The sequence below is a fragment of the Burkholderia pseudomultivorans genome (genome assembly GCF_902499075.1).
Taxonomy (GTDB): domain Bacteria; phylum Pseudomonadota; class Gammaproteobacteria; order Burkholderiales; family Burkholderiaceae; genus Burkholderia; species Burkholderia pseudomultivorans.
The window spans coordinates 79,863-101,645 of the sequence record NZ_CABVPP010000002.1; the positions used below are offsets into that span (position 1 = coordinate 79,863).

General features: G+C 64.0%; 27 protein-coding genes. All 27 read right to left on the reverse strand.

Going from position 1 to position 21,783, the window contains the following annotated elements; all coding sequences use genetic code 11:
• Positions 1–7: 7 nt before the first annotated feature.
• Entirely contained in the window at positions 8–535 is a 528-nt protein-coding gene (locus BST28156_RS02705; RefSeq protein WP_174901415.1) for a DUF7338 family protein, read from the reverse strand.
• On the reverse strand, positions 535–1,350 hold the full coding sequence (locus BST28156_RS02710; RefSeq protein WP_174901416.1) for a lysozyme: 816 nt from the start codon (positions 1,348–1,350) through the stop codon (positions 535–537). Before BST28156_RS02710 ends, BST28156_RS02705 begins: the two co-directional genes overlap by 1 nt.
• Complete coding sequence (locus tag BST28156_RS02715; RefSeq protein ID WP_174901495.1) at positions 1,337–1,621, reverse strand: DUF7940 domain-containing protein; 285 nt, start codon at positions 1,619–1,621, stop codon at positions 1,337–1,339. Before BST28156_RS02715 ends, BST28156_RS02710 begins: the two co-directional genes overlap by 14 nt.
• Positions 1,618–1,959 carry a hypothetical protein gene (locus BST28156_RS02720; protein ID WP_174901417.1) on the reverse strand — a complete coding sequence of 114 codons (342 nt, stop codon included), beginning with the start codon at positions 1,957–1,959 and terminating at the stop codon, positions 1,618–1,620. The genes BST28156_RS02715 and BST28156_RS02720 overlap by 4 nt, the downstream gene beginning before the upstream one ends.
• On the reverse strand, positions 1,956–4,958 hold the full coding sequence (locus BST28156_RS02725) for a glucosaminidase domain-containing protein (protein ID WP_174901419.1): 3,003 nt from the start codon (positions 4,956–4,958) through the stop codon (positions 1,956–1,958). Before BST28156_RS02725 ends, BST28156_RS02720 begins: the two co-directional genes overlap by 4 nt.
• Positions 4,958–6,640 carry a hypothetical protein gene (locus tag BST28156_RS02730; protein WP_254596338.1) on the reverse strand — a complete coding sequence of 561 codons (1,683 nt, stop codon included), beginning with the start codon at positions 6,638–6,640 and terminating at the stop codon, positions 4,958–4,960. Before BST28156_RS02730 ends, BST28156_RS02725 begins: the two co-directional genes overlap by 1 nt.
• A 7-nt stretch (positions 6,641–6,647) precedes the next feature.
• On the reverse strand, positions 6,648–6,956 hold the full coding sequence (locus BST28156_RS02735) for a hypothetical protein (RefSeq protein WP_070556289.1): 309 nt from the start codon (positions 6,954–6,956) through the stop codon (positions 6,648–6,650).
• Positions 6,953–7,402: a hypothetical protein gene (locus BST28156_RS02740; protein WP_233632901.1), complete on the reverse strand. Its 450-nt coding sequence runs from the start codon at positions 7,400–7,402 to the stop codon at positions 6,953–6,955. Before BST28156_RS02740 ends, BST28156_RS02735 begins: the two co-directional genes overlap by 4 nt.
• An 18-nt stretch (positions 7,403–7,420) precedes the next feature.
• Complete coding sequence (locus BST28156_RS02745) at positions 7,421–8,437, reverse strand: hypothetical protein (protein WP_233632902.1); 1,017 nt, start codon at positions 8,435–8,437, stop codon at positions 7,421–7,423.
• Between the two features lie 93 nt (positions 8,438–8,530).
• Positions 8,531–8,953 (reverse strand): hypothetical protein, encoded by a 423-nt coding sequence (locus BST28156_RS02750; RefSeq protein ID WP_233632903.1) that lies wholly within the window; start codon positions 8,951–8,953, stop codon positions 8,531–8,533.
• Positions 8,935–9,252 (reverse strand): hypothetical protein, encoded by a 318-nt coding sequence (locus tag BST28156_RS02755; protein ID WP_105825034.1) that lies wholly within the window; start codon positions 9,250–9,252, stop codon positions 8,935–8,937. The genes BST28156_RS02750 and BST28156_RS02755 overlap by 19 nt, the downstream gene beginning before the upstream one ends.
• A complete protein-coding gene (locus BST28156_RS02760; RefSeq protein ID WP_006405671.1) occupies positions 9,252–10,721 on the reverse strand; it encodes a hypothetical protein in 1,470 nt (489 codons plus the stop codon). The genes BST28156_RS02755 and BST28156_RS02760 overlap by 1 nt, the downstream gene beginning before the upstream one ends.
• The gene (locus BST28156_RS02765; protein ID WP_174901421.1) at positions 10,721–11,317 is read right to left on the reverse strand and encodes a phage adaptor protein; all 597 of its coding nucleotides are present in this window, start codon (positions 11,315–11,317) and stop codon (positions 10,721–10,723) included. Before BST28156_RS02765 ends, BST28156_RS02760 begins: the two co-directional genes overlap by 1 nt.
• A gap of 331 nt (positions 11,318–11,648) precedes the next feature.
• On the reverse strand, positions 11,649–12,356 hold the full coding sequence (locus BST28156_RS02770) for a hypothetical protein (protein WP_174901423.1): 708 nt from the start codon (positions 12,354–12,356) through the stop codon (positions 11,649–11,651).
• Entirely contained in the window at positions 12,357–12,758 is a 402-nt protein-coding gene (locus BST28156_RS02775) for a hypothetical protein (protein WP_174901424.1), read from the reverse strand. It lies immediately after the preceding gene.
• Between the two features lies 1 nt (position 12,759).
• Positions 12,760–13,047 (reverse strand): hypothetical protein, encoded by a 288-nt coding sequence (locus tag BST28156_RS02780; RefSeq protein WP_006405674.1) that lies wholly within the window; start codon positions 13,045–13,047, stop codon positions 12,760–12,762.
• Positions 13,048–13,286: 239 nt separating this feature from the next.
• Positions 13,287–14,240 (reverse strand): SU10 major capsid protein, encoded by a 954-nt coding sequence (locus BST28156_RS02785; RefSeq protein WP_174901425.1) that lies wholly within the window; start codon positions 14,238–14,240, stop codon positions 13,287–13,289.
• 27 nt (positions 14,241–14,267) lie between these two features.
• Entirely contained in the window at positions 14,268–15,245 is a 978-nt protein-coding gene (locus BST28156_RS02790; RefSeq protein WP_174901426.1) for a response regulator receiver protein, read from the reverse strand.
• Positions 15,246–15,258: 13 nt separating this feature from the next.
• The gene (locus BST28156_RS02795; RefSeq protein ID WP_174901427.1) at positions 15,259–17,682 is read right to left on the reverse strand and encodes a portal protein; all 2,424 of its coding nucleotides are present in this window, start codon (positions 17,680–17,682) and stop codon (positions 15,259–15,261) included.
• A complete protein-coding gene (locus tag BST28156_RS02800) occupies positions 17,679–18,956 on the reverse strand; it encodes a PBSX family phage terminase large subunit (protein ID WP_006405678.1) in 1,278 nt (425 codons plus the stop codon). The genes BST28156_RS02795 and BST28156_RS02800 overlap by 4 nt, the downstream gene beginning before the upstream one ends.
• 10 nt (positions 18,957–18,966) lie before the next feature.
• On the reverse strand, positions 18,967–19,260 hold the full coding sequence (locus tag BST28156_RS02805) for a hypothetical protein (RefSeq protein ID WP_006405679.1): 294 nt from the start codon (positions 19,258–19,260) through the stop codon (positions 18,967–18,969).
• Positions 19,226–19,519, reverse strand: coding sequence for a hypothetical protein (locus BST28156_RS02810; RefSeq protein WP_006405680.1), 294 nt, complete (start codon positions 19,517–19,519; stop codon positions 19,226–19,228). The genes BST28156_RS02805 and BST28156_RS02810 overlap by 35 nt, the downstream gene beginning before the upstream one ends.
• On the reverse strand, positions 19,512–20,072 hold the full coding sequence (locus BST28156_RS02815) for a terminase small subunit (protein ID WP_070556275.1): 561 nt from the start codon (positions 20,070–20,072) through the stop codon (positions 19,512–19,514). Before BST28156_RS02815 ends, BST28156_RS02810 begins: the two co-directional genes overlap by 8 nt.
• 6 nt (positions 20,073–20,078) lie before the next feature.
• Complete coding sequence (locus tag BST28156_RS02820; protein WP_174901373.1) at positions 20,079–20,348, reverse strand: hypothetical protein; 270 nt, start codon at positions 20,346–20,348, stop codon at positions 20,079–20,081.
• Complete coding sequence (locus BST28156_RS02825) at positions 20,324–20,599, reverse strand: hypothetical protein (RefSeq protein WP_006405683.1); 276 nt, start codon at positions 20,597–20,599, stop codon at positions 20,324–20,326. The genes BST28156_RS02820 and BST28156_RS02825 overlap by 25 nt, the downstream gene beginning before the upstream one ends.
• Entirely contained in the window at positions 20,599–20,991 is a 393-nt protein-coding gene (locus BST28156_RS02830; protein WP_174901428.1) for a MarR family transcriptional regulator, read from the reverse strand. Before BST28156_RS02830 ends, BST28156_RS02825 begins: the two co-directional genes overlap by 1 nt.
• A gap of 31 nt (positions 20,992–21,022) precedes the next feature.
• A complete protein-coding gene (locus BST28156_RS02835) occupies positions 21,023–21,439 on the reverse strand; it encodes a Gp49 family protein (protein ID WP_254596339.1) in 417 nt (138 codons plus the stop codon).
• Positions 21,440–21,783 lie beyond the last annotated feature (344 nt).

Below are 21,783 nucleotides of genomic sequence, written 5' to 3' on the forward strand. Positions count from 1 at the left end.
GCGTGCCTCATTGTGTCGAAAGGAATGGATTAACGGTCATAGCGAACTGGCAGCGTCCGGGCACCGACCAGAGCTTCCAGCCCAAGTTGATGCGCGATGCACGCCGTCCCCACACCTTCACTGCATAGAGCTGCCATGCTCGACAGCCGTCCGGAGTGACCGCCTTTGCGAAGTACCAGCCAGTCACCAGATCGCCTGATAACGGCGATGGCCCGTGCCGGTCGATCTCCGTGCCGGCCGCGGCCTCGAATCCGAGCACGTTCACATCGAAGCCGTAACTCGGGTTTCGCCACAACCAGCCAACGCGCCCGACGTAGCACGCAATCGGCCGCGGTAGCCTGAAGCGCCATTGCCAGTGAACGGTTTTCCAACCCGAATCGCCGTCGAGAGGGTTGTCCGGTGTCTGGAACCAGGACAGCCACACCGGCAGCGTTTCGCGACCGATCGCGAACAGCGGCAGAATCGGCGCGAGCACATAGCCGAGCGCAAGCATCACGAGATTTGCGAATGCGAACAGGATCCAACGGCCGTACATCACGCGCTCCATTTCCCGTTGAGGAACAAATCGCGCTCGGCCGCGCGCCGCCGCACCAGTCCCGGTTGAACGACGCCGCCGGCCTTGTCCCATGCCGGGAACTGATCGGCTGCCCCGGCATAATCGGCACCGTTGAGCTTCCGCAGGAGTGTCGATGGCTGCCCGCTCGCAAGCGTGACAATTCCGTCGCGACCGGGGTCGCCAGCACGACGCGCGCGGCCCGGCCCGACGTTGTTCATGATGCTGACGAGCGCCGCTTTCTGTTGCGGCGACAGCGTCACGCGCACGGCGTTGTCGACGAGCGCCGCGGATGCACGGAGGTTCGCGTCGTGTCGCGCGTCGGCGGTCGCCTGCGTCCAGACAGTGCCCTCGCGCACGTCCGGCCCCGTCGAACCCCATCCGCACGTCCACGGCGCGCCGCTCAGTGCGCGCAGCGCGGGATCGTTCGGGATGGGCGCGCCGCCGAGCACCTTGTACCAGATGCCGCGCGCCTGCAGCGCCTTGCCGAGCGGCGACGCCGGGTCAGGATAGGCAGTGAGGTAGCAGCTTTCGAAGTGCTGAGACAGCGGCCGGCAGAGCTCGAGCCAGTCGTCGGCACCCGCCGGAGCCGGTGAGCCTTGTAGCACGGTGCTTTGCGGGGAGAATGCTTGCATTGCAGGCATGCTCATGTCCGTTTTTTTCGGATCGATTGGGGGCGTCGGCGCAGCGCTCGACGCGCTACTTGGCGAGATCGACGGCGTCGGCACGTCAACGACCGGCACCGCTTTCATGCCGAACAGTCGCGCGAGGGCGCCGAACAGGTCACTGAGCGCCATCGCCGCTCCCCTGCGCCGCGTCGGCCGCCGGCGGCGCCACGCGGCGCACCGCGGTGTAGCGCACGACGAGGATCAGAGCGAACGCGACGAGCGCCGCGTAGCGCTGCACGCCTTGCGGCAACAACGCCTTGAGATCCGCGGGCATCGAGTTCCACGCGTCGACGATCGCCGGCCCGGCGGCCGTCACAACCGCGAGCGCGCCGCTCACGATGACGGTGCCGCGCCGGTGAAGCGTGCGCCAGTTGTCGGCCAAAGTGATTTTCCATTTCATCGCGTCCACCCCCGCATGCCAACGCGATTGCCGGCCGCACTGTAGATCAACTGCTGCGTCAACTGGTCGAGCTTCGCGTTCGTGTCCTTCACGTCCTGCCCGATTCCGCGCAATTGCTCCTTGACGTCGTTTCGCTGCTGATCGATAGCGCGTTCGATCTGCGCGAAATGCACTTCCTGCTGCTTGTCGTGCTCTTCCAGTGTCTGAACGCGGCCGACGAGCGAATACCACATCGCCATCGCGCCGAGCGCCGCAGCGATGGCGGAGTAAATCATTGATTGCACGTTCACAGTGAGGTCGAAAATGCGGCGGCTGCTGCTTTGCGGAGGCGTGCTCATTTCCCTCGGTCACTCCTTGGTTTCTTTTGCTCGCGACGTGCTTCGTACGCCTGCACGGCCCGTACTCCTGCGCGACCCGCTGCAGTCGCCTTCTGTTTCAGTGCGCCGACGAACGCCTGCCGCGCTTTCGGCTGCCCCTTGAATTCCTCGAGCGCGCGCGCGAGCTTCTTCGGGTTCAACAGCAGGTCGATCGCCGCCTTCTCGGTGCGCGCCGCCGCCTTCGCGACCGCGCGTTGAACGACGTACGCACCGACCGCCGCCGGGATGTTCCCCGTCGCTGCCGTGCCGATGATTGCCGTATCACCAGTGCGGCCGCGAATCAGGTTGCCGAGCAGGCCGCCCCCGAGCTGCAGGTTCGCTGCCGTCTGACTGCCTGCGGCCCCGAGCGGCGCGTTCGTCGCAGTCGCGCGCTGCAGATCGGCGAGCAGATTGCGCGCATACTCCTTTGCCGAGCCGGTGAGGTCGCCGGCGCCGGACAAAGCCGCCTTCGCGCCCTGGAAGGTCATCTGTGCGTCGCCGAAAGCATTGCTCGCCATCAGCCCGAGCTTTTGCAGCGCTTCTTGCACTGCCTGCCGCGACTGAAGATCGGCACCGGTCGTCGCTGCCTCGTCGAAGTAGCGCGCGTACGACGGCGATTGCGAACGGAGGTATGAGCTGAAATCGGCGGCCGCCCCGTTCGCGTCTTGCCGCATCAGCGTGTCGGCTGCGGTTCGCACACGCTCCGCGAGCGCCTGACGCATGAGTTCCTGCCCTTCGCCGCTCAGCCCGGCAAGGTTCGTCGGCGTGGCCCGCGCCTGCTCGCCAAGTGCGCGCAGATCGTCGAGCGTCGCCGCGGACACCTGATCGGCCGGCCGGATACCCGGCTTCAACTGCTCGCCCGTGATGCTGTTGATCGTCTGCCGCAGCTTGTTCGGGCTGACGACGCCGGACAGCGGGTCTACCGCACCGTTGAGTCGCGTTTGCAGCGCCTGCTGTGCGTCGATCGGAGCCGAATCGGCTTGGTAGCGGGCACGCGCCGGCGCATATTCCGGACTCGCGCGATCCATCAGCCCGACGAGCTCGTTTTTCACGGCGATCAGCGCGCGCGCCTCCGTATTGCGCTCGCGCTGCAGCGCGTAATTGATCTGATCGTCGAGGAACCCTTTCGCGTACAGCAGCCCGCGACCCGACAGCCACGCGCCCACCCCATCCCCTTCGGCCGTCACCACCGGGCCTTCGCCGAGGTTGTCGGACATGCGCTGCGCAAATCGCATAGCGTCCTGAAACGCGGGCTTCTGTGCGAGCTCCTGCGCTTCCGGCCATGCCATCGGCACGGAAACGTCGGTTTGCGCGAACAGTTCATCGGCCGTCTGCCCGCGCGCAGCCTTCAGTGCGTCGATCGTCTCCGGCGTGCCGGCGACGCGCTCGATGCCTTCGCGCAGCGATTGCATGAGCGGCGCTTGCTGGTCGTCGAATGCCGAACTGCCGCGGCTTTCCGCGCTCGCTCGAGCCGTTTTCATTGCCTGCCGATATGCCGGCGACTGCATCACGTCGGCCTGCGCTTGCGTCAGCGGCGGCAACTCGGCCTGACCTGCGGCAACGCGCGCGGCCTGCTGCTGCGTGAACGCGTCCATCTCGTCTGCGAGATTCGCTCCCACGACGCGCTGCCCCTCCGCGAACCGTGCAGCGTTGTTCGCGGCCTGACGAGCCGGGAATGCGACCTGACCGTCGGCGGTGTTCTGCAGTTGCCGCTGGATCCGGACGAGCGTCGGATTCTGGCCGGCCTCTGCCGCCGTCGGCAGACTGCCGGGGATGAGCTCGTCGCTGTTGGAGCGCAGCGTAGCGATGGTCGGATCGAGATCCGCGCCGAGCTCGCCCGCGATCTTCGCCGCGGCCGCGCGTTCGCCACCACGCACGGCATTCCACGCGCCGGCCAGCGCGGGCCGTGCTGCAGCACCAATCGCGCCGATCGCTTTCCCGGCCAGATAGCCGCCTGCGCCGAGCCCCGCGCCTTCAACTGCTCCCGGAAGGATGCCGGTATCGTTCAGCGCACCTTGGCTCGCGCCATACAGGCCACCAGACACCAACTGCGGCGCCAGTTCCGGGCCGGCGACGAGCAGCGGAGCGGCAGCGCCCACGAAATTGCCGGCAGTGCGCCAGCCACTTTCCCCCGCAGCATCCTGTGCCTCTCGCGTGAGCTTGTCCCGGCCCGAGCGCGCATCGTCGACGAGCCAGTCGCCAGTGTTCGTCGCGCCGACCGCGGAGAGCCCCTTGCCGATCAGCGCCTGCGCACCGAGCATGGTTTTGCCGAACCCTTCGCCAATCCCCGCGCCAAGGGACTGCAGTGCTCCACCGCTACCCGCAGCGGCGGGCGACGGAATCGGCAAATCGGTAATGCCGGGCACAACAGGGCCGCCATCATCCGGCGCGATGCCGAACGAGCTCAAGTCGTAAGGGTCTGCCGGCGATGCGTCTCGATCGCCAGTGCCCCGGCCAAACGTGGCCGCGCTCGCGCTCGAAATCAGCCCCCCGGACGATGCGACAGGATCGCGAGGGGTGAGCCCAAGCGCCTGCCCGACCGTGCGCGTCGCTGCGATGAGCTTGGAGCGATATGCGGGATCCTCGGCGTAGCCGCCTTTCACAAGGGCCGCTGCAGTAGCAGCCGCGTCCGGCCCGGTGTTGAGCGCAGCCGGGTACTTGCGTCGAATCAGCGACGCGTAGTCGTCGGCGAACTCCATCGGAGACGAATAGACCCGATACGCGTCGTCCGAGCCCGTCATGTTGTCGCGCGCACGCGCGCCACGCCCAGTGAAATCCTTGATGTTCCCGAGATTGTTCGTTCCGGGGATGATCGAGCGCCCCCACCCAGTTTCGTGTCCGAGCTGCCCGAGAACCGTCACGGGATCGATACCGGTCTGATCAGCGATTCGCGTCGCGACGTCGCCGTATGCTGCTGCGAACGCGGCCGGCGTGAACGCGCCTTGGCCGAAGCCGCTGACGTCGTAGATGTCGCCCGGCATCACACCCCCCAACCGCGCGCCCGAAGCGCCTGGAGCGATTGCTGCGCGCGCGCATCACCCTGCGCCGCCATGCGCTGAAGCGTCTGGACCTGTGCGCGCTGCTCGGCGCTCATCTCGCCCGGCCGGCCCCCCGTCGATGCACTCGGGGCGCGTCCGCCAAGCACGTCGGTTAACGACGCGCCGGCCGGGAACTGCCGCCCGCCGATCGTCGCCGGCTGCATCAGCGGCCCGAGGCTGCCGCGGTTCGCGGTGAGGTAGTCCGCGCGCATTTGCGCGGCCACGGCGGCCGCCTGCTGCACGCGTCCGACCGCGGACAGATATGCCTGCCACGTTTCCTTCGACGCGTTGTCGGCCGGCGTCCCGTTGCGCACAAGCTGGATGTCTTTGTCCGACGCGGCGCCGGGCGGCAGCTGGTTCAGGATCGTGCTGTTCACGAACTGCGCGAGCTGGCCGCGCAGCTGCTGGCCCGCATCCTTGTTTCCGGTGATCTTCGTCAGGAAGTCGTTGAACGTCCCGGCTGCACCGCTCGCGAAGTCCGGCGCGTTCGCGAGCTGGTTCGCAAGCGCAACCGTGTTCTGGTACGTCTGCCGCGCAGTAAGCGCCGCGTTCTGCGCGTCGTTGACGTACTTCTGCTGCGACTCGCTGAGCGGGCCGCTGAACGGATCCGACTTCAGAAGCGGCGCACCGATCTGATTACCCGAGCGATCGAGCTGAACGGTATACGTACGGCCGTCCGGGCCGAGCATGTCCGTCGTACGCGCAACCGAAGGCTGCGCCTGCACAACGGGCTTGTACGAACCGTCCGGATTGCGAGCGTATAGGCTCTGATCGGCGCCGACAGAAATGGGCTTGCCCTCTTCCCACAATTGCTTGCGGGCAGCAAGACCGTTATCGAATTGCTGCTGCTGTTGCTGCTGATCGAGTTTCCGGGTAGCGAGCTGATTCGCGACGTCGGTCTGCTTCACGTTGCTGTATGCATTCAGCCCTGCGATGCCGCCGAGGCCAATCAGTTGCCCGAGATTGCGCGAGCCATCGTTACCCGCGAGCATCGTCAGGCCAGACGCGATCAGCGCCTGACTCGCGGCCGGGCTCATGTTGGAGATGCTTGCGCCGAGACGTTCGAGCAGCCCTTTCGACTTCGCCGGCGACTGCACAGCATCCTGCGCGGCACCCGACAGCATGCCGAGCAGACCGCCGGAAGCAGGCGTGCTCGGCGCGGGCGTTGCGTTCTGCGTCGTCGAGCCGTCATCGGCCATCACGGGAGTTACTGGCATATCGGGCACCGTTACGGGCTGCAGCTGCATCGGCGCGCCCGCGAGACGCCGTTCGAGCAGCGCGTCTGCCACCGGAGGATTCGCCGATTGCGCGACCTGCGACGCCGCGGCAGCGGTGAGCGGTGCCGGTTGCTGCATCGGATTCGGGCCCACGCCGACGAGCGCGCCACCTTGCTGTGCCTGCGCACGTGCCGCTTCGTCCGGCACGATCGTCGGAGACGCGAGCGGTGAAGTCGGCGCGGCACCCGCGTACGGATTGCGATCTGCGCTGCGGCCGAGCTGGTCGATCAGACTCGAGACGGACGTCGGCCGCGCGCCGAGCGCTGCGAGCAGACCGCTGAGCGTGTTAGCGCCAGCCGCCGGCGCAGCCGGATAGTTCCCGTTGATCAAAGTGTCGAGCAGAGGCATTTCGTCCTCACAGGAGCGTCGACAGGCCGCCAGCGAGGCCGCCAACACCGGCGCCGATCAGCGTGCCAATCCCCGGCACAACAGAGCCGACGGCCGCACCGGTGCCCGCGCCCTTGAGCGTCGCGCCCGCGATGTTGCCGAAGCTATTGCCGCTGTGGCTCGGGTCGACGAGACGCTGAATCAGGCCGCCCGAGATATTGCCGGCCGCCATCCATGGCGACGCAGCGCCCATTCCGCGCGCACCGAGTCCGACGAGCGAGTTCAGCTGCGAAGTCGGATTCGGTTGCGGCGTACTGCCGTTGTGGCTTTCGCTCATGCGATTGTCCCCGGTCTATAATTCATCAGCATTTGCAGCAGGCCGTTGCCCCCGACGGAGCCCGGTGCCGCTACGAAGTTCGCAATCGGTGCGCTGAACTCCTGCGCCCGCAAGCCCATCCCCGCGCCGCGGCCACCCATGCCCCCCATCGTCGTTGGTTGAGGGACCGACAGCGCCTTGCTTGCCGCGCCGAGCGTGTCGCTCAGCTTTCCGAGCGTATCGGCCCCGGGCATCGTGAAGCCGTACGTGTTCGGCCCCACATTCGGCGCACTCACACTCATCCCCGAACTGATTCCCGACAGGCCGGCAAGAGACGGCATACCAAAGCCCGACGAAAAGCCGTCCGGCATCGTGAAGCCGAAACTGTTGCTCCCTACGTCGGATGCGCCCTGACCAAAGGCAGTCGATGCGTTGCTCAAGCCGCCGCTGGATCCGAAAATGCCCATTCTTGACCCCGATTTCGTTTAGCCGAAGATGCCGCCGCTGAGCTTCGATCCGATCCCGAGCCCCAACTGACCGAGGCCAAGCAGTGTGCCCATCCCACTCCCACTGCCACCAGACTGCGTCGTCGAAGTGATGCCGGCACCGCTGCCAAGCGCGCCGCTGAGCCCCTTCGAGAGGATCGACAGCTGTTGGTACGGTTGATTGACTTGGTTGAACCATTGCTGATACAGCGCGTTCAGCCGGTCTTGGTCGTTCGATTGCGCGACCGTGCCGCCCGTCAGCTGATTGCCATACAGGCTCGAGGTCGCGGTGTTCGCGCCGGTCGCCGTGCCGAGCGCGCCGAGAATGTTGCCCTGCTGGTTCTGGTAGTTCTGGCTCGCCTGCGAGTTGTACGCGGTGTTCGCGGCCGTGCCGACCGACTGGTTCGCGAGATTCACAGCGTTCTGCTGAGCCGCGTTCTGCGTCGCGACGTTCGCCGCCGTGTTGTACGCCGAGTTGTACATGCTCGACGTGTTGTCGTTCAGTGCACGCGCCAGATTCTGCTCGTTCTGCGACGTCACCTGCTGCTGCGCCGAGCCGCCGAATGCACCGGCATTGCGAAACTGCGCCATCGTGCTCGCGGCAGTACCGTTCTTGTACGCATCGGTGATTGCCTGATTCGACGAAGCGACCGTCTGTGCGAGATACGGGTTGTTCGCGGGATCCGCGAACCTCGCCGCGGCGTCGGACGCCGTAACGTTGCCCGTGAACGGATTCGAAATCGAAAAACCGTTCGGATTGCCCGTGAGCGTGCGGTAATAGTCCATTGCCGCCGCAGCGGTGCCCGCTTGATTGCCGGCCGCGTTCGTCAGCCCCTGAATCGCGCCGGTCTGCGTCTGGTTCAGGTCGGCAACCGTCTGCCCGGTGTACTGCGGAATGTCCTGCTTCGACAGGTCCGAAGAACGCTTGAGCAGGTCGAGCGCGTACGGCTTCGCCCAGTCCGGCAAATCCGTCGTCGTCGTTTGGCTGCCGCCACCACCACCGCCACTGTCCGCCATTTCGCTCTCCAAAAACAAAACGGCTCGCTTCCCCTTTCAGGGAAACGAGCCGTCCGCAGATAGGCTTAAACTTCAGTCGATTTTGTATGCCGACTATTGCGCCGTCAAATCGTCAAGGGGACATTCGTACGTTGTGCTGCGCATCTTGAACCCATGATGCCCCGCAACTTTTTCCCAGCCGCGGCGCGACGAACCGAACGTAAGCATGCGAGCGCCCGCCGCACGGGCCATCTGCATCAAATCGGCACGGAAAACGCTCATCACGTCGAAGCCGTTGCGTGCCCATAGCAGCCAGATATGAAAGTCCCGCCCGATGAGGTGAATTACCATCCAGCCGACGCGCTCGCCATCCACGAAGAGCAGGCAGAGAACCGCGCTTCCGTTCATACACGCAAAAAACACTTCTTCAGGTATCGTGCCATCCGACATTGGGATTTCATCGAACTGCCCGCGGATTGTCGGCCATACGTCGCGCAGTTCGGCCGGCGGCACGACGATCAATTGCCGGTCAGACATCTGCATTCTCTCCATTGGCCCGGCTTGCCTGCCTCGATGCACATCCAGCCGAGCACGATGTAGCGCGCGCCGGCATTGCCGAGCTCGGCCGGCGCCGAATTCTTGATGAAATCGCCACGCGCGTACGGTGTCACCGACGTTGCCGCCGGGGGCGCCGTGGCAGCGTTGTTCACAGCGGCCGCTTGGCCGTCAGACAGCGCATTGAGCTGATTCACGATCGGCTCCATGCAACGCCGCAGCGCCGCAATGAGCGTCGCGATGTTCCCCGGTTGACCGAGATCGGGCGCACGCAGTCGCATCAGATGCTCCCCGCGCTCACGATCCGCGGCACGGCGCCGAGGATTTCGTGATTGCCCGTGAAATTGAACGTGACCTGCGCATAGCGGCACGAGAAGTCCGCCGCGAGCTCGCCATCGAGCAAGTCGCCCAGCGTTGCCGCGTCCGGCTCCCCGCCGAGCGAGGTCAGCGTGCGCGCGGCACCGGTGCACGTCTTCGGCCGCGCCGCGAACCGCGGCACAATGCCCTGCACGTACATGTAGTCGTAGTCATCGCCGAACCAGCCCGTAGTGAGCGAACTGCTCTCCGACACGCCGGACAGCGACTGCAGCCGGTGATTCGTGTCGACGATCGCCGGAATCTCCGACGCCTGCACCCAGAATGACGAGTTGTACGGGATCTTCGGCAGCGTGCTCCACGTCGAAACACCCGGCAGCTCGCCAAGGCCATCCCACGTGATTTGCCCGCTGATAAACACCACCGACGCCTCGACCTTCGCGTCCGCGCGGCCGAACTTGCCCGTCAGATAATTCAGAACGAGGCACTTGTCCGGATTCCCATCGGTCGAGTTGGTCGAGCAGAAGTACCAGTAGACGAGAGAGTTCTCCTTGTCGTGATAACTCTCGACACGCTCGCGATATAGCTGCGACCAGCTCGCCGCGAGCCATTCGTGCACTTCGTCGCCGATCGGCGTTACGGTCGCGCCGTCGTACTGATACACCTGCGCATCGCTGCCGAGGAACACGTGCCGCGTGCCGATAGCGACGACGGCCTCCTGACACGGCGTTCCGACGATAGGCGAAATCTGGTTCATCGCCCAAATGATCGGCGGCCCCTGATACGAGCCGTAGAACATCGACGATTTCTTGTAGACGACGATATTCGTGCCGAGCGCGCGGCCGGCCGTGATTTTGCCCGGTGTATCGATGATTGCGCCCTTCGCGCACTGCGTCGCTTGGCTAGGCGTCCACACGGTCTGGTCATAGATGCCGCTGCAAAACCAGCCGTTCGGCCGATGACCATCCGTCGCGTCGGTTGTGTCGAGCAAGAACACGAAACCCTGAACGACCTCCACGATCGCCGCGCTCGGCGCGCCGCCAATCGACGAAAATGCGCCGACGCTGATCGACTGCTGAAGCGGATTCGCGCCGGCCCCGTTCACGGCAAGCGTCGCATTCCCGAACTGAGCGAAGCGCCAGCGATTCGCCCCGCCCGTGTATTCCATACCCGACACATCGATGTGCGTGTCCTGCAGCACCTCGTACAGCTTCGTCGATGTGCCGATGATCGTGCGATACGAGCCGGACAACAGCTCGCACGTCGCACCGCCCGTGACCGCATCCGGAAACGGATCGGTGCTGATCGGCGACGGCGTCGGTGCTGCGCGCATGCCGCGCAACGTCGGCACCATGTTCGTGCAGTCGACGATTGCGCCCGGCGTCGTCGGGTCTACGCTAGGCGTAAAGCCGCGAAAAGGAATCGTCGCGGCCATTACGAACTCCGCATGACGAGCGGCTGATCTGCCGCCTTCGCCGCGTCGTCTTCGGTCGTCAGCTCATCGATCGCGAGATCGCGTTTCTGCATCCATAGCGTCGCGCGCGCGTCATCGCGCACGTACATAGCTGCTTCGTGGAGCGCGCCGAACAGGTAAATGTCCGGCGCATCCTCGAGCAACCAGTTCGATTCGTTCGTGTCCGAAAGCGGCTCGATCACCGTGTAGTAATCGATGCGCAGCACCTGCCCGGGCTGATCAGCGCCGAACGCCAGCGTGTCGCCGTTGATCTGGAAACCGCCGATCATCAACTGCGCCTGTCCACCCGCATAGGCCGATTCCTCGCCGATCGCATGCTGTTTCAGCGGATGACCGCCGTAATACACCGCGATTAGCCGGTCCCAATCCGGCGGCAAATCGACCGTGAATTTAGACGGCGTGAATTGAAACGTCGCGCGGCGAGCTCGCGTAAAGATCTTCCGATTGAAGTGCTGCTCGGCCAACATAATGAAATCCGGGAGCAGGTCTTTCAGGTCCGCGCGCTTCAAAAAGCGCTGCATCATGTCTTGCAGTTCGCTATACGACTTGATTCCCATGATCTTCCGCCGACGCTCGATTTACAAAATTTTTTCAGTTGCTATAATCCGCTCGGATTTGCCGTGGTCCGGCAGATCTACACGGTTTTCGATACGGCGATGCCGTCCCGACAACCGCTGTTTCCAATCGCAGTACATTTGAGCCCTGTTGTTTCACACCGTGAAACCATCAGGGCTTTCTTTTTTTGACCGACGGCCCGTCTTTTCAGCGCAGCAGAGTTGTAGTAGCATCGGTCCTGATCTCGTCGTGAGAACATCTTTCCGGAGGCCGGCGCAAGCCGGCTCCAGCGCCCGAAAGGGTAGATCTGGATGGTCCCCGGACGCGGCGGGATCATTTCTTCTTTCTCCCGTCGCCCTTCGGCACGACCGAAAAGAGTTCCGGTTGGCCGCCCCTTCCGTAGTTCAAAACCGCCTGATCACGAACCGGCACTCCGGACTCGTTGATGCGCGGCGTCGGATTTTCCAGCACCGGGCTTCGGCCGCCCGTCACGACTCGCGATTGAGCGGACATGCCGCTGTCGATCTGCTGAAGCATGTCGTCGATGCTGTACGGCGGCACCTGATCAGTCACACGGCTGTTGTAATGGTGCGTGCCGCGGTAGTAGACGTCCGGCGACGAAAATTCCGGCATATTGAGCTGCGCTCGCGCCTTGTTGATCGCGTCGAACTGCTCGGGCGTCAGATTGCCGATGTCAATCGGCCGCGGCCGCTCGCCGCGCGCCAACGCTTCGAGCAGGCCTCGAGCGTCTTTCAGAGCGCCATCCTTCAGAGGGCCGATCAGCATCGGCAGCAAGCCGCCGACCGCGTCTGCCGGCGTCCCCGGCGTATCGCTGAGCGTGCCGACGTCGCGCATCCGCTGCGCAAGCCAATCAGAGCCGCCCACCGGGTTTGTGATAGCCGGGAATCCTTGCGGGAGCACCGAGCCGAGCGCGGCCGTCGTTCCATTGATGGCGCCTGCGGCGACGTCCACCGGTGCGCCGAGCGTCCCGGCGATCGCCTCGCGGCTCGCGCCCCCGATCAGCTGATCGAGCAGCCCCATTTACGCGGCCGCCTTGACTGCCGTGACGACGCCGTTCGCGACTGCCGCAGTCGCCGGGCTGTTCAGCCCCGCGTTGCCGGCCGACGTTGTGCCGTCCGACTTCTGCAGCGTGAGCGTCGCGCCGTTCGTCACCAGCGCGTCAGTGGCCGCCAGCGTCGCGACACCGTTCGTCGCCGTGAGCGTGCGCGAGACAGTACCCGACGAGTTCTTGAGCGTGATCTGGCCGGACACGGGCGGCGTCACCGGATTCCCGGCGCCGTCCGCCACTTTGACCCATGCGATGCCGATCTTCGCGTAGCGGTCGCCAGTTGCGTCGTCGAGCGCGATCTGGCCGGCGAATCCGAGATCCGCGGTCAGAGCGTCGACGCCGTGCAGAGCAACCGATTTTTGCAGAATGAACATGTCAGACTCGTCCAGGTGCGACCCGGAAATACGACAGGTCCGGATCGTTGCAGATGGCTTTGATGTGCTTCGGGTCGCCCATGAATTCCTGAAACGTGATGCCGTGCGTATTGCAATACGACTCGATGATCACGCCCGGAATCTCCGCGACATGTCGCATTTCGCTCGAGCCGTGAATGCCCTCGTTGCGCATCGCCGCGGTCAGATCGAGCAAGCCGTCGAAATGGCCAACCCGCTCGACAATCGTCTGATCGCGATCCGGATCGATGTGAACGCGCGTCTCGATCATGGTTCAGTGGTTCCCGAGCTTGACGCCCGACGTCGGCTTCTTTCCGCCGAGGCTGAGCGACTGTGTCGGCGTCCGCGTCGTGGACGTCTTCATAGCCGGCGCTTTCGGCGCAGCGGCCGCACGCGCGCCTTTCGCCGCGGCGGCGGCCGCCGCCTTCGGCGATCCGATTACCATCTTCCCGCTTGCTTTCATGATGATCGATCTCCAACGAAGGACGGCCCCGCAGGGCCGCCCGACTGTCACGCCGCGAGGTCGCGGATCTGCGCCGAACTCGCCTCGTTCCGCGCTTCGAGCGTCCCTTCCCACGTGATCTGCCAGTTGCGGGCGTCGCCGATCTTCGCGAGTTCTTCCTTCTCGAACGCGCGCAGCGTCGCGAGCGCCCACATCGACGGATCGATCGCATACACCGCCGTGTCGTTCACGGCCGACATAACGCGGTTCGGGATCATCGCGACGTTGCCGAAGTCCGACGCGTAGATCGAGTACGACGTCTGCAGCACGGCCGTCTTGCCCGTACCGTTGACCGACTCCATGCGGGTCGCATTGCCCGCGAATCCCGACGCACGCTGCTTGTCGACCGGCCGCATGTGCACCTGCGTCACGTTGCCGCCGGCCTCATAGGCGAGCCGCAGCGCTTCTTTCAGCAGATCCTCGGTGAACGGGCGTGCGGTGCCGGCGACCGGGGGCGTGTTGTTGTCCGGATCCGGCGCGGCCGCACCGGCGCCGCCGAGGAAGTTCGTCTCGCACCAGCCCTTCACACCGCGCATCTTGCGTGCGACGGTCTTCGAACCGACCACGGCCGCGCCGCTCACCAGCGACGTCGCTTCGATGTCTTTCTTGAGCTCGATCGCCTTCTTTGCCGACAGACGCGCGACTTCCTTCGGGCCCGCGCGCTTCACCGCTTCTTGCGTGCCCGACACGCTGAACGTGTCCTGTACGATCTGGCAGCGGTTGCCGATCCGCTTGGTCGGATCCTGCTCGTTGTACGTCGCATCGGCGCCTTCGACGGCCGCGTTGCTGTCGGTCGGCGCCCGCAGCGAATCCGTCTGCCATTCGTGGTAGACGCCCTCGGCGTCGGTTTTCTCGATTGCCGACGTGAACGGAGTGTCGGTCGGCGAGATCTGGAAGACCTTGTTGATGAGGTCTTCGCGGTTGCCGACCGCGGTATACGTGGTGTAGGTATTGGCAGGCATGATTCACCCTTTCAGCTTGCCGCGCCCTTACATGAAGAAGTTCGCGAGCGTTTTTTCAGAGGGGTCTGCCGCAAACGCCTTTTCCGCATTGGCTCGCGCCTGCTGCGTCTTCGTCGTCGTTCGCGCCGGACCCGGACGCGCGACACGCGGGACCGGCTGATTGCCGCCCTGCTGCGCCGCTTTTTGTCGGGCGATGGCTTGGTCGTACAGCATCGCCTTCTGAGCGATCAGCAGCACCTCTGCCGAGTCGATATTGCTCCGGACGTTTGCCGGAATGCCCTGCGACTCGAGATACTGATCAATCGCCCGTGCGCCTTCCTCTGCCTTCTTCGGGTCCGCCCAGGTCGGGTTGGCCTGAATGAGCTTCGTTTGAGCCTCATCCAGACGCCGCCGTTTGGATACCGCTTCAGCTTCAGCGTTGCGCTGCGCGAGCACTTCTTGCACCTGACGTGCTTCCAGCATTTGCCGCTGGCGAGCCTCCCAAGCGTGACGGGCCCGAACGTATTCGGTCGGGTTTTCCGCCAGCAAGCGCTCCCAGTTGGGCTGCTGTTCTGCCATCAGGGCTTCGTGTGCCCGGATGTAATGCTCAAGCACGATGCCGAGCTGCTTTTCGCGCTCCGGCAGCTGTGCCAGTTTCTGTTCCGCGTCCTTTCGGATAGCGGCGGCTTCCTCGAACTTCCGGTTTGCGCCGTGATACTTCGATGCGTCCGCAATCAGTTCCGACAGCTTCTTCGAAACCTTCTGGCCGTCGCCGACCGGAATCTCGAAAACCGGGTCGTCACCTTCCGGATCATCGCCGTTCTGATGCTGATCGGCGTCAGCGGACAGGTCAAGCTGTTCACCCTCGCCTGCGGGACTTTTCGCGTCACCGGCCTGCGGATCGTCCACGAAGTGGCTGCTTCCGGGATCGGTGTTGCCGTTGTTGTCGATCTCGGCGTCGCCGTCGAGAGCATCGAACGCACCGGCGAGATCAACCAGTGCGCCACCGTTGAGTTCTTCGTCCATCATCTTCTCCTTGTTAGGCCGGTTGGCCGCCGTTGTTCATCTGCGCCCACGCAATGCGCTCTTGGTCTGCGAGTGCTTGCGCTTGCTCCTGCTGCTGGTCCAGCTGAATCGAGTCGTTCATCGCGCGCTCGACCGACGGATCGGTGATCTTCGCGCTGAACGCAGCGCGTTCGCGCTCGGCCGCCAGCGACGCATAGAACTTCTCTCGCTCCCATGCGAGCTTTTGCGCGGCAACGTCGCGCTCGCGCGCATCGAGCAGCCGTTCGTGTTCCGTCTGCAGGCGCGCATCGAGCTCGATCTTCGCGGCGTCCGTCTGCTGCTTCAGATGCGCCTTCTCGCGCTCGACCTGAATCTGACCGGCGATGAGCTGCGCTTGCGGATCGGGCGGCGGTGCGGGCGGCGCCGGCGGCGGAGGCGGCGGATCGGACACGAACATCGACGGCTCGCCGAGCTGCAGCGCCTTCACGATCTCGTGAACCGTTCGTTGCAGGTTTTGCGGCGTGACCATGCCGGCAATCTGCGGATTGGGGCTCTGCGCGAGCGTCTGCTGCATGCCGAACAACTGCGTGAGGTGCGCGACGCGCTCGGTCATATCGCCGGTCCCGGTGCCGACGACGACCTTCATCGAATACTCGTTCCGCCACACGCGCGGGTCGATGTCGACCCACTTGCCCTTGCTCAGGGCAATCGACATCGGCTTGTCCTGGTGCTGCATCAGCAGCTTCTGGATCAAGCGGAACAGGTCTGTCACGCCCGTTTCGGCGAACTTGCGCGCGATCATCTTCACACGGAGGTCGGCCCGCGCCGTGATCCGCTTGATGCCGTCAGCCGTGTGATTCAGCGTGTCAGCGTCCAGCCCTTGGCTGTACTTCGTGATGCCGGTGCGCTCCTGCGACATGGCGTCGACGTACTGCAGCAGTTGCATCGCGCCAGCAATATCGGGCAGCCCCTGTTTGATCGGCACGATCGCGTCCGCGCTCTTGATGCGCACACCGCCGCCCGGACGGTTGTTCATCCAGTCGTTGACGTTGACCTTCCCTTCGACGAGCCCGACGCGCCCGTTGATCTGGATCTGCATGTTGTCGTCGAGGCCGCGCAGAAATTTCGTCTTGATGCGCTGGATCGGCATAGCGAGGTCAGCGATCGATCGCCCGATGAGCAGACCCGGAATCGAGATCGGGCTGACCAGCGCGAACGGCGGCCCGTCGACCACCTCGTTATCGAGGATCGCGTTCCCGGCCTTCGTGATCTTGCGCCACTCGGAGATCCCGTCACCGTCGACGTCGATCGGGAGGTAGCACTCGTACAGCTCGACCTCGCGCTGCGACTCGTCGCCGAATCCATCGTCGAGCGCATTCGTCACCACGCGGTTTTGCTCGTTCTGGCGCGCGAGCGCGACTTCCGAGAGGTCGGCGGCCACGGCATTCGGCTCCGAATCGATCAGATCGACGTTTTCGTAGCCTTCCGCCTTAAGATCGGACAGCGTCTTGCGCACACGATGCGCACAGAAGCCGTCGCGCACGCGCCGCGATCGCGCCGACACAAGAAAATCCTCGGGCATCACGGCCTCGATCGCGACATGCCCGGCCTTCTTCGAACGCGTCAGCACGACGTTGTGCAGCCGCGGCAGTTGCTCGAGGTTGATCGGTTGTGGCGGCGGCAACTGCGGAGCCGGCGAACCATCCGGGCCCGGCGGCAACTGCTGGCCGGCCTGTTGCGCCTGATACAGCTGAACCTGCTGCTGGTACTGGTCCATCGCGGCCCGCTCGGCCTGCGGATCGACGAAGCTTTCGACGCTCGTCACGACGACACCCGGATCCTGCGTCAGGATCGCGAGCTGAATGTCGGTGAGCGCCTGATACGTCTCCCGCGTGTCGGTCGTTTCGACCTGCCACCACGCCTTCACGATGCCGACCTTGCTGAGCAACGCCGACTTGAACCAGTCTTCGAAGATCTGGAAACCGGGGTTTTGCACGTTCACGACGTGATTCACGACCATCGTCATCTGGTCGGCCGCGTCTTCGTCGCCGGGCCTGTTCGGCGTGAACCGCACAGGATCGCCGCTCGCGTAGAAGATCTCCATCAGCGTCGGCATCAGCCACTCGATCTGATCGCTCACGACGGTATCGACGATGTCGGATCGGTCTTCGACTTTCGGCGGTGCCAGATCGCCTTCAGGCTCGCCGAAGTAGTATTCCATCGCCTTCGCCTGCTGCTGCTGAATCTCGCTTCCGATCCAGTCTTCCGCACTGCGGATGTGCGCGTCGAGAATCGACGAAATCGTTTCGTCGCTCATGCGGCTGGCACCGCGCGGCTCATCGTCCGAGCCGATCGACTCGACGACCTGCACAGGCGCCGGCACCATTGCGACGTCCGACGGGTTGGTGTCTGGCATCATCGCCATCCCCACCTGATTCATGAGTTCGTCCTGATTCATCGCCTCGATCCCAATGTCAGTTTCGGGTAGTTCAATTCACCGCCCCACCCGGTGCGGTTGTTGTGCATCTGCGGCGCATGAACGGCGACGTATCGCACGCCATCGTTCGCATGCGAATGCTCGTCGTGCAGCGGATGGCCCGCCTTCGTGCGCTGGTAGCGCTTCATGTGCTCGATCAGGCCGACGGTTTTTGTGCCATCGGAGTACGTGCGCGGGCCGCAGCGTGTCTTGTCGATAAACGTCCGCGGCAGCATCTCGCGAACGAGTCGTATGCCGGCCTCGACAGGCATGTTCGCGACAATCTCGACTTCCCATCCGAGCGCCTGCATCTTGGCTTTCATCGAGACGCCATCGCTGTCGAGACGCTCATGCTCGGCGTCGTGCGGCATGACGACGATCGCCCCTTCGTAGCCGGCCTCGATGAACTGCTCGCTGAACCAGCTCAGCGGTTTTCGGCGGTTCTCGAAGAAATCCACGATCCGGAACTCGCCTCCCACCTGCTGCACCACCGGGCACGACGTGAAGTCGTTGAAGCCCAAGTCCATGATGATGTAGGTGTTCAGCCCGTCGTCGATCGGGATGTTCAGCAGCCGACCCTCGCTCTCCATCTGCGAGATCTCGTTGAAGTAGATCGCGCCGGCGACGGCCGGCAACGGCATCCCGAGCCACACGTGGCGGTGCATGTCGGGATCCTTGCCCTTCATGTCCTGCTCTTCGAGCCGCAGTTCGTCCGGGAACCACGGGTTCTGATCGAAGTTGACGAACAGGCTCGCGCAGTTCGGCAGTCCCTCGATCACAACCTTCTGGTAGATAAAGTCCGTCTCGAGCTCCGGGTTCCACGACAGCCAGATCTGCGAGCCCGGCGCGCGGATCGACGGCGTCAGCTTTCGAAAGCTGTTCTCCGTGATCGTCTGCGCTTCCTCGACCCACGCAATGTCGATGTCGGCGAGCGACTTCACGTTGTCGGCCGTCATGTCGCTCAGGCCGCGGAAGATGAACGCCCCGCCAAGCTTCGGACGGATCTCGTTGGACAGCACATCGAAGTGCGACTCGAGGCCCATCTTCTTCATCTCGGACACCAGCGTCGCGTAGACCGATTCCTTGATCGAGTCCTGAACTTCACGCGTACAGAGCACGCGCAACGGCTTCTGCGTCGCACGAATCAGCAGCGCACGCGCGAAGTTGACCGTCTTGCCCGAACCGCGGCCGCCGCGGACGCTGATGAAGCGCCACTGCGGCTCGAAAAGCGCCCGCGACCACGCGGGCATCTGCATCCGAATCTCGTTACGCGTCGGCGCCGGCATACTGCTCCCACACGCCCGAATCGCGCAGCACCGCCGGCGCGCCATCGAGCACCGGAATACCACGCCAGATCGTGTGAATCACCGGCTCAGGTGGAGAAGGGAAACGAGCACGTGCGATGGTCTGGCCGTGCTCTTTGACGAAGGTGCGGAAAGTCCCCCAACTAGCGGGGGAAATGGGAGGGTTTTGTGCTGCCGACGCGCTTTCGATCGCCTCGACAGCAGGTGCTGCAGGCGACGAATCAGCGTTCTTGCGGGGGCGTCCGGGCCGTCCCATTCTTCGCGTTCTCCAATGACTGCGCGGCCATCAGGCCGGTATCCACGATCGACCGCAACTTGACCTTGATCGCTTCAAGCGCCTGCAGTCGATGCCATGCATTCAACGCTACAGTCGACTGCGGATCGTCGCCACTTCGCCAATCGGAAATCGCCTCTTCCTCGACCTCGTTCAGTGCGCTGATCAGCACTTCGTCTTCCAGAATTTCTGCAGCGCGACGGCCGCGCGCCTGCTCTTCTCGCCAACGTCCCTCATTCATGCGTTTCTCCCTGTGCCTGCTTGCCTGCCTCGACGAACTCGACGCGCAACAGCGACCCGCCGGCTGGCAGGCCAAGATCGACCTTCTCGCGCAGCATCCCGAGGTGCTTCATCGCGTTCGTGAGCGCCGTGTTCTTGTCGAGGATTTTGTACTTCTTCGTGTACCCGCTCAGCGCGCGGTCCTCGCCGCTCCCTTCGTATTCCTCGAACACGTCGAGGCCAGCGATCGCCGCCGCGGTGTCGTCGTCGAGTTCGCTGATGGGCAGCGGTCGGCCGTCTGCATCGAACAGCTTGCGCGGGTCGAAAAACGCGATGCGCGCCAGTTCCCGCAGCACACGATCCTGCGTGATCCCGGTGCGTTGCTCGCGCGCCTTCATCGCTTCGGAGATTGCTTCCGCAATTTCAGGTTTTTTCAACAACTCGAATCCGATCTGGCCGGCCGTGCGTTTGCTGTATCCCGCACGTTCAGCGGCCTTCGTCGCGTTCAGGTCGATCAGGTATTCGTCGACGAAACGCTGATGCTTCGCGCTCAGCTTCTTGGCCTTCCCTCTCATGTGCCCTCACTCTTTCCCAAGCCGCATTAGGACGCGCAACCTGCGCCACGTGCAGCGCTCCTCCGCGCGCACGATCAACGAGAACCGCGGAGCGAGCGCGACGATCACCTCTACGGCCAGCACCGGCGGATAGCCGATCCACACGCGCACCGCTCTCCTGCAACGTTGCCTGAAAATCGTCAGCGTCGCCCCGTAGCCGCCCTCGTTCACGACAAAAGCGCGCTCGTCACAGTAGAAAAGACTGCGCATCATCAGCTCCGGTTGATCAGATTCCATTTCACGTATTCGAGTGCGCCGACCACCTCGACCGTACCGAGAGACGCGAAGCGGTCCTCCATCATCAACCGCAGCACCTCATCGTGAAACTGCTCGACGATGGGGTTGCCCTCGCGCAGTTGGATCACGCGCGCGAGCCCCTGAAGCCTCGTCGGCAATTGCGGCGGCTCGACGCTCAACACCTGATCAACCCACGCCTTTTGAGCATCTGCGAGCTCGCGACGCCGGGCCTCAAAATCGCGATCGTCCATCACGCCTCCTCGAGCAACGCCTGACGGCGTCGCAACTCTCGATAGTCCGCGATGATCTCGTTCAGCACCGGATTGCCCTGATAGATGCCACGGTTGACCAGTTCGAGGAACTTCAGCTTGCGCGAAATGATGTTGTCCGGCTGCTGCTCCATCTGCGCCATCGTGCGCACCGGCGCCGTCGCGAGATACCGATTGAACTGCTCGACCGTGCACGTGTATTTCGGGTATCCCTCACCCTCGACGCGAGTCAGGAACCCCTTCGCGACGAGCCGCGGAACTGCTCGCTGCACCGCATCGCGATCGGCCTCGATGAACCGCGCAAGCACGCCGCTCCCGATCGGCATTTCAGCCGTGCGCATGAACGACATGATCTTGTAGGTCAGGTTCGACATCGATCCCCCAAATGTGAATGACACCACCGCGTCAGGACTGGACTTCGGCCGGCCGGTTGTGCTCGTATAGGCGCTGCTTCAATAGGTACCCCTCGAGCGGCCAGATCTTCGCGATCGCGTTCTGGCGCGCGATCTTGCGGCCGATCTCGGCGTCGAAGTTCTCGGGCGATGCGCACGCGCTTTCGCCTGTCACGATGAAGCCGTTGCGCAGAACAAGCACGCAGAACGTCAGCAACGCGAGCGCATGTGGCTCGCTGGAGTGCTCCACACTGATCGAGCTTCTCCGCCGCTGATGCGCCCCAACGACGCCGTCTTCGGCGGTGAAATAGAACGCGTGGGATACGACCGCCTCGAGGTCTTGCGGCGTCACGCGCGCCGCGGTTTTACCCTTCACCTGAATCTCGCGCTCGATCGCGTCGTCGTCCCGCAGTGCGGCGTGCGTTGCCATGTTCATATCCGTCTTCTCCGTGAGGTAGGAATCCCCGTCTCTCCGAGGTGTCACGCCGGCCTTTCGGCCACCCTGACAAAGGGCTGATCGCGCGGCGTTCCGCATTGGATAGTGAGAGCGGCCGGTGCTGATCTCCGGCATGCCGACGGGGAGCTCGTTTTGTCGGCAAACTTGCACCATGCAGTTACAACGATGGAATGGCGGCCCCTTTTATCCATCAACCTGTACCCTACCGTTTGCGCATCAGCCTGCGCATTCGCTCTCACGGCTGGCGACGGCAACCGTATGCGCGTCGAAGGCATTCAGCCCGTACACCGGGATTCGAACCCTGTCATCGCCATGCG

Coding starts and splice junctions, on each gene's coding strand:
- BST28156_RS02795 (WP_174901427.1), bottom strand. CDS start 17,682: ATGAATCAGGACGAACTCATGAATCAGGTGGGGATGGCGATGATGCCA.
- BST28156_RS02770 (WP_174901423.1), bottom strand. CDS start 12,356: ATGGGGCTGCTCGATCAGCTGATCGGGGGCGCGAGCCGCGAGGCGATC.
- BST28156_RS02720 (WP_174901417.1), bottom strand. CDS start 1,959: ATGAGCACGCCTCCGCAAAGCAGCAGCCGCCGCATTTTCGACCTCACT.
- BST28156_RS02810 (WP_006405680.1), bottom strand. CDS start 19,519: ATGAATGAGGGACGTTGGCGAGAAGAGCAGGCGCGCGGCCGTCGCGCT.
- BST28156_RS02835 (WP_254596339.1), bottom strand. CDS start 21,439: ATGGCAACGCACGCCGCACTGCGGGACGACGACGCGATCGAGCGCGAG.
- BST28156_RS02785 (WP_174901425.1), bottom strand. CDS start 14,240: ATGCCTGCCAATACCTACACCACGTATACCGCGGTCGGCAACCGCGAA.
- BST28156_RS02725 (WP_174901419.1), bottom strand. CDS start 4,958: ATGCCGGGCGACATCTACGACGTCAGCGGCTTCGGCCAAGGCGCGTTC.
- BST28156_RS02710 (WP_174901416.1), bottom strand. CDS start 1,350: ATGGCGCTCAGTGACCTGTTCGGCGCCCTCGCGCGACTGTTCGGCATG.
- BST28156_RS02815 (WP_070556275.1), bottom strand. CDS start 20,072: ATGAGAGGGAAGGCCAAGAAGCTGAGCGCGAAGCATCAGCGTTTCGTC.
- BST28156_RS02765 (WP_174901421.1), bottom strand. CDS start 11,317: ATGGGAATCAAGTCGTATAGCGAACTGCAAGACATGATGCAGCGCTTT.
- BST28156_RS02740 (WP_233632901.1), bottom strand. CDS start 7,402: ATGGGCATTTTCGGATCCAGCGGCGGCTTGAGCAACGCATCGACTGCC.
- BST28156_RS02705 (WP_174901415.1), bottom strand. CDS start 535: ATGTACGGCCGTTGGATCCTGTTCGCATTCGCAAATCTCGTGATGCTT.
- BST28156_RS02790 (WP_174901426.1), bottom strand. CDS start 15,245: ATGGACGAAGAACTCAACGGTGGCGCACTGGTTGATCTCGCCGGTGCG.
- BST28156_RS02805 (WP_006405679.1), bottom strand. CDS start 19,260: ATGGGACGGCCCGGACGCCCCCGCAAGAACGCTGATTCGTCGCCTGCA.
- BST28156_RS02715 (WP_174901495.1), bottom strand. CDS start 1,621: ATGAAATGGAAAATCACTTTGGCCGACAACTGGCGCACGCTTCACCGG.
- BST28156_RS02730 (WP_254596338.1), bottom strand. CDS start 6,640: ATGCCTCTGCTCGACACTTTGATCAACGGGAACTATCCGGCTGCGCCG.
- BST28156_RS02745 (WP_233632902.1), bottom strand. CDS start 8,437: ATGGCGGACAGTGGCGGTGGTGGTGGCGGCAGCCAAACGACGACGACG.
- BST28156_RS02760 (WP_006405671.1), bottom strand. CDS start 10,721: ATGGCCGCGACGATTCCTTTTCGCGGCTTTACGCCTAGCGTAGACCCG.
- BST28156_RS02750 (WP_233632903.1), bottom strand. CDS start 8,953: ATGTCTGACCGGCAATTGATCGTCGTGCCGCCGGCCGAACTGCGCGAC.
- BST28156_RS02735 (WP_070556289.1), bottom strand. CDS start 6,956: ATGAGCGAAAGCCACAACGGCAGTACGCCGCAACCGAATCCGACTTCG.
- BST28156_RS02780 (WP_006405674.1), bottom strand. CDS start 13,047: ATGATCGAGACGCGCGTTCACATCGATCCGGATCGCGATCAGACGATT.
- BST28156_RS02800 (WP_006405678.1), bottom strand. CDS start 18,956: ATGCAGATGCCCGCGTGGTCGCGGGCGCTTTTCGAGCCGCAGTGGCGC.
- BST28156_RS02755 (WP_105825034.1), bottom strand. CDS start 9,252: ATGCGACTGCGTGCGCCCGATCTCGGTCAACCGGGGAACATCGCGACG.
- BST28156_RS02820 (WP_174901373.1), bottom strand. CDS start 20,348: ATGGAATCTGATCAACCGGAGCTGATGATGCGCAGTCTTTTCTACTGT.
- BST28156_RS02775 (WP_174901424.1), bottom strand. CDS start 12,758: ATGTTCATTCTGCAAAAATCGGTTGCTCTGCACGGCGTCGACGCTCTG.
- BST28156_RS02830 (WP_174901428.1), bottom strand. CDS start 20,991: ATGTCGAACCTGACCTACAAGATCATGTCGTTCATGCGCACGGCTGAA.
- BST28156_RS02825 (WP_006405683.1), bottom strand. CDS start 20,599: ATGGACGATCGCGATTTTGAGGCCCGGCGTCGCGAGCTCGCAGATGCT.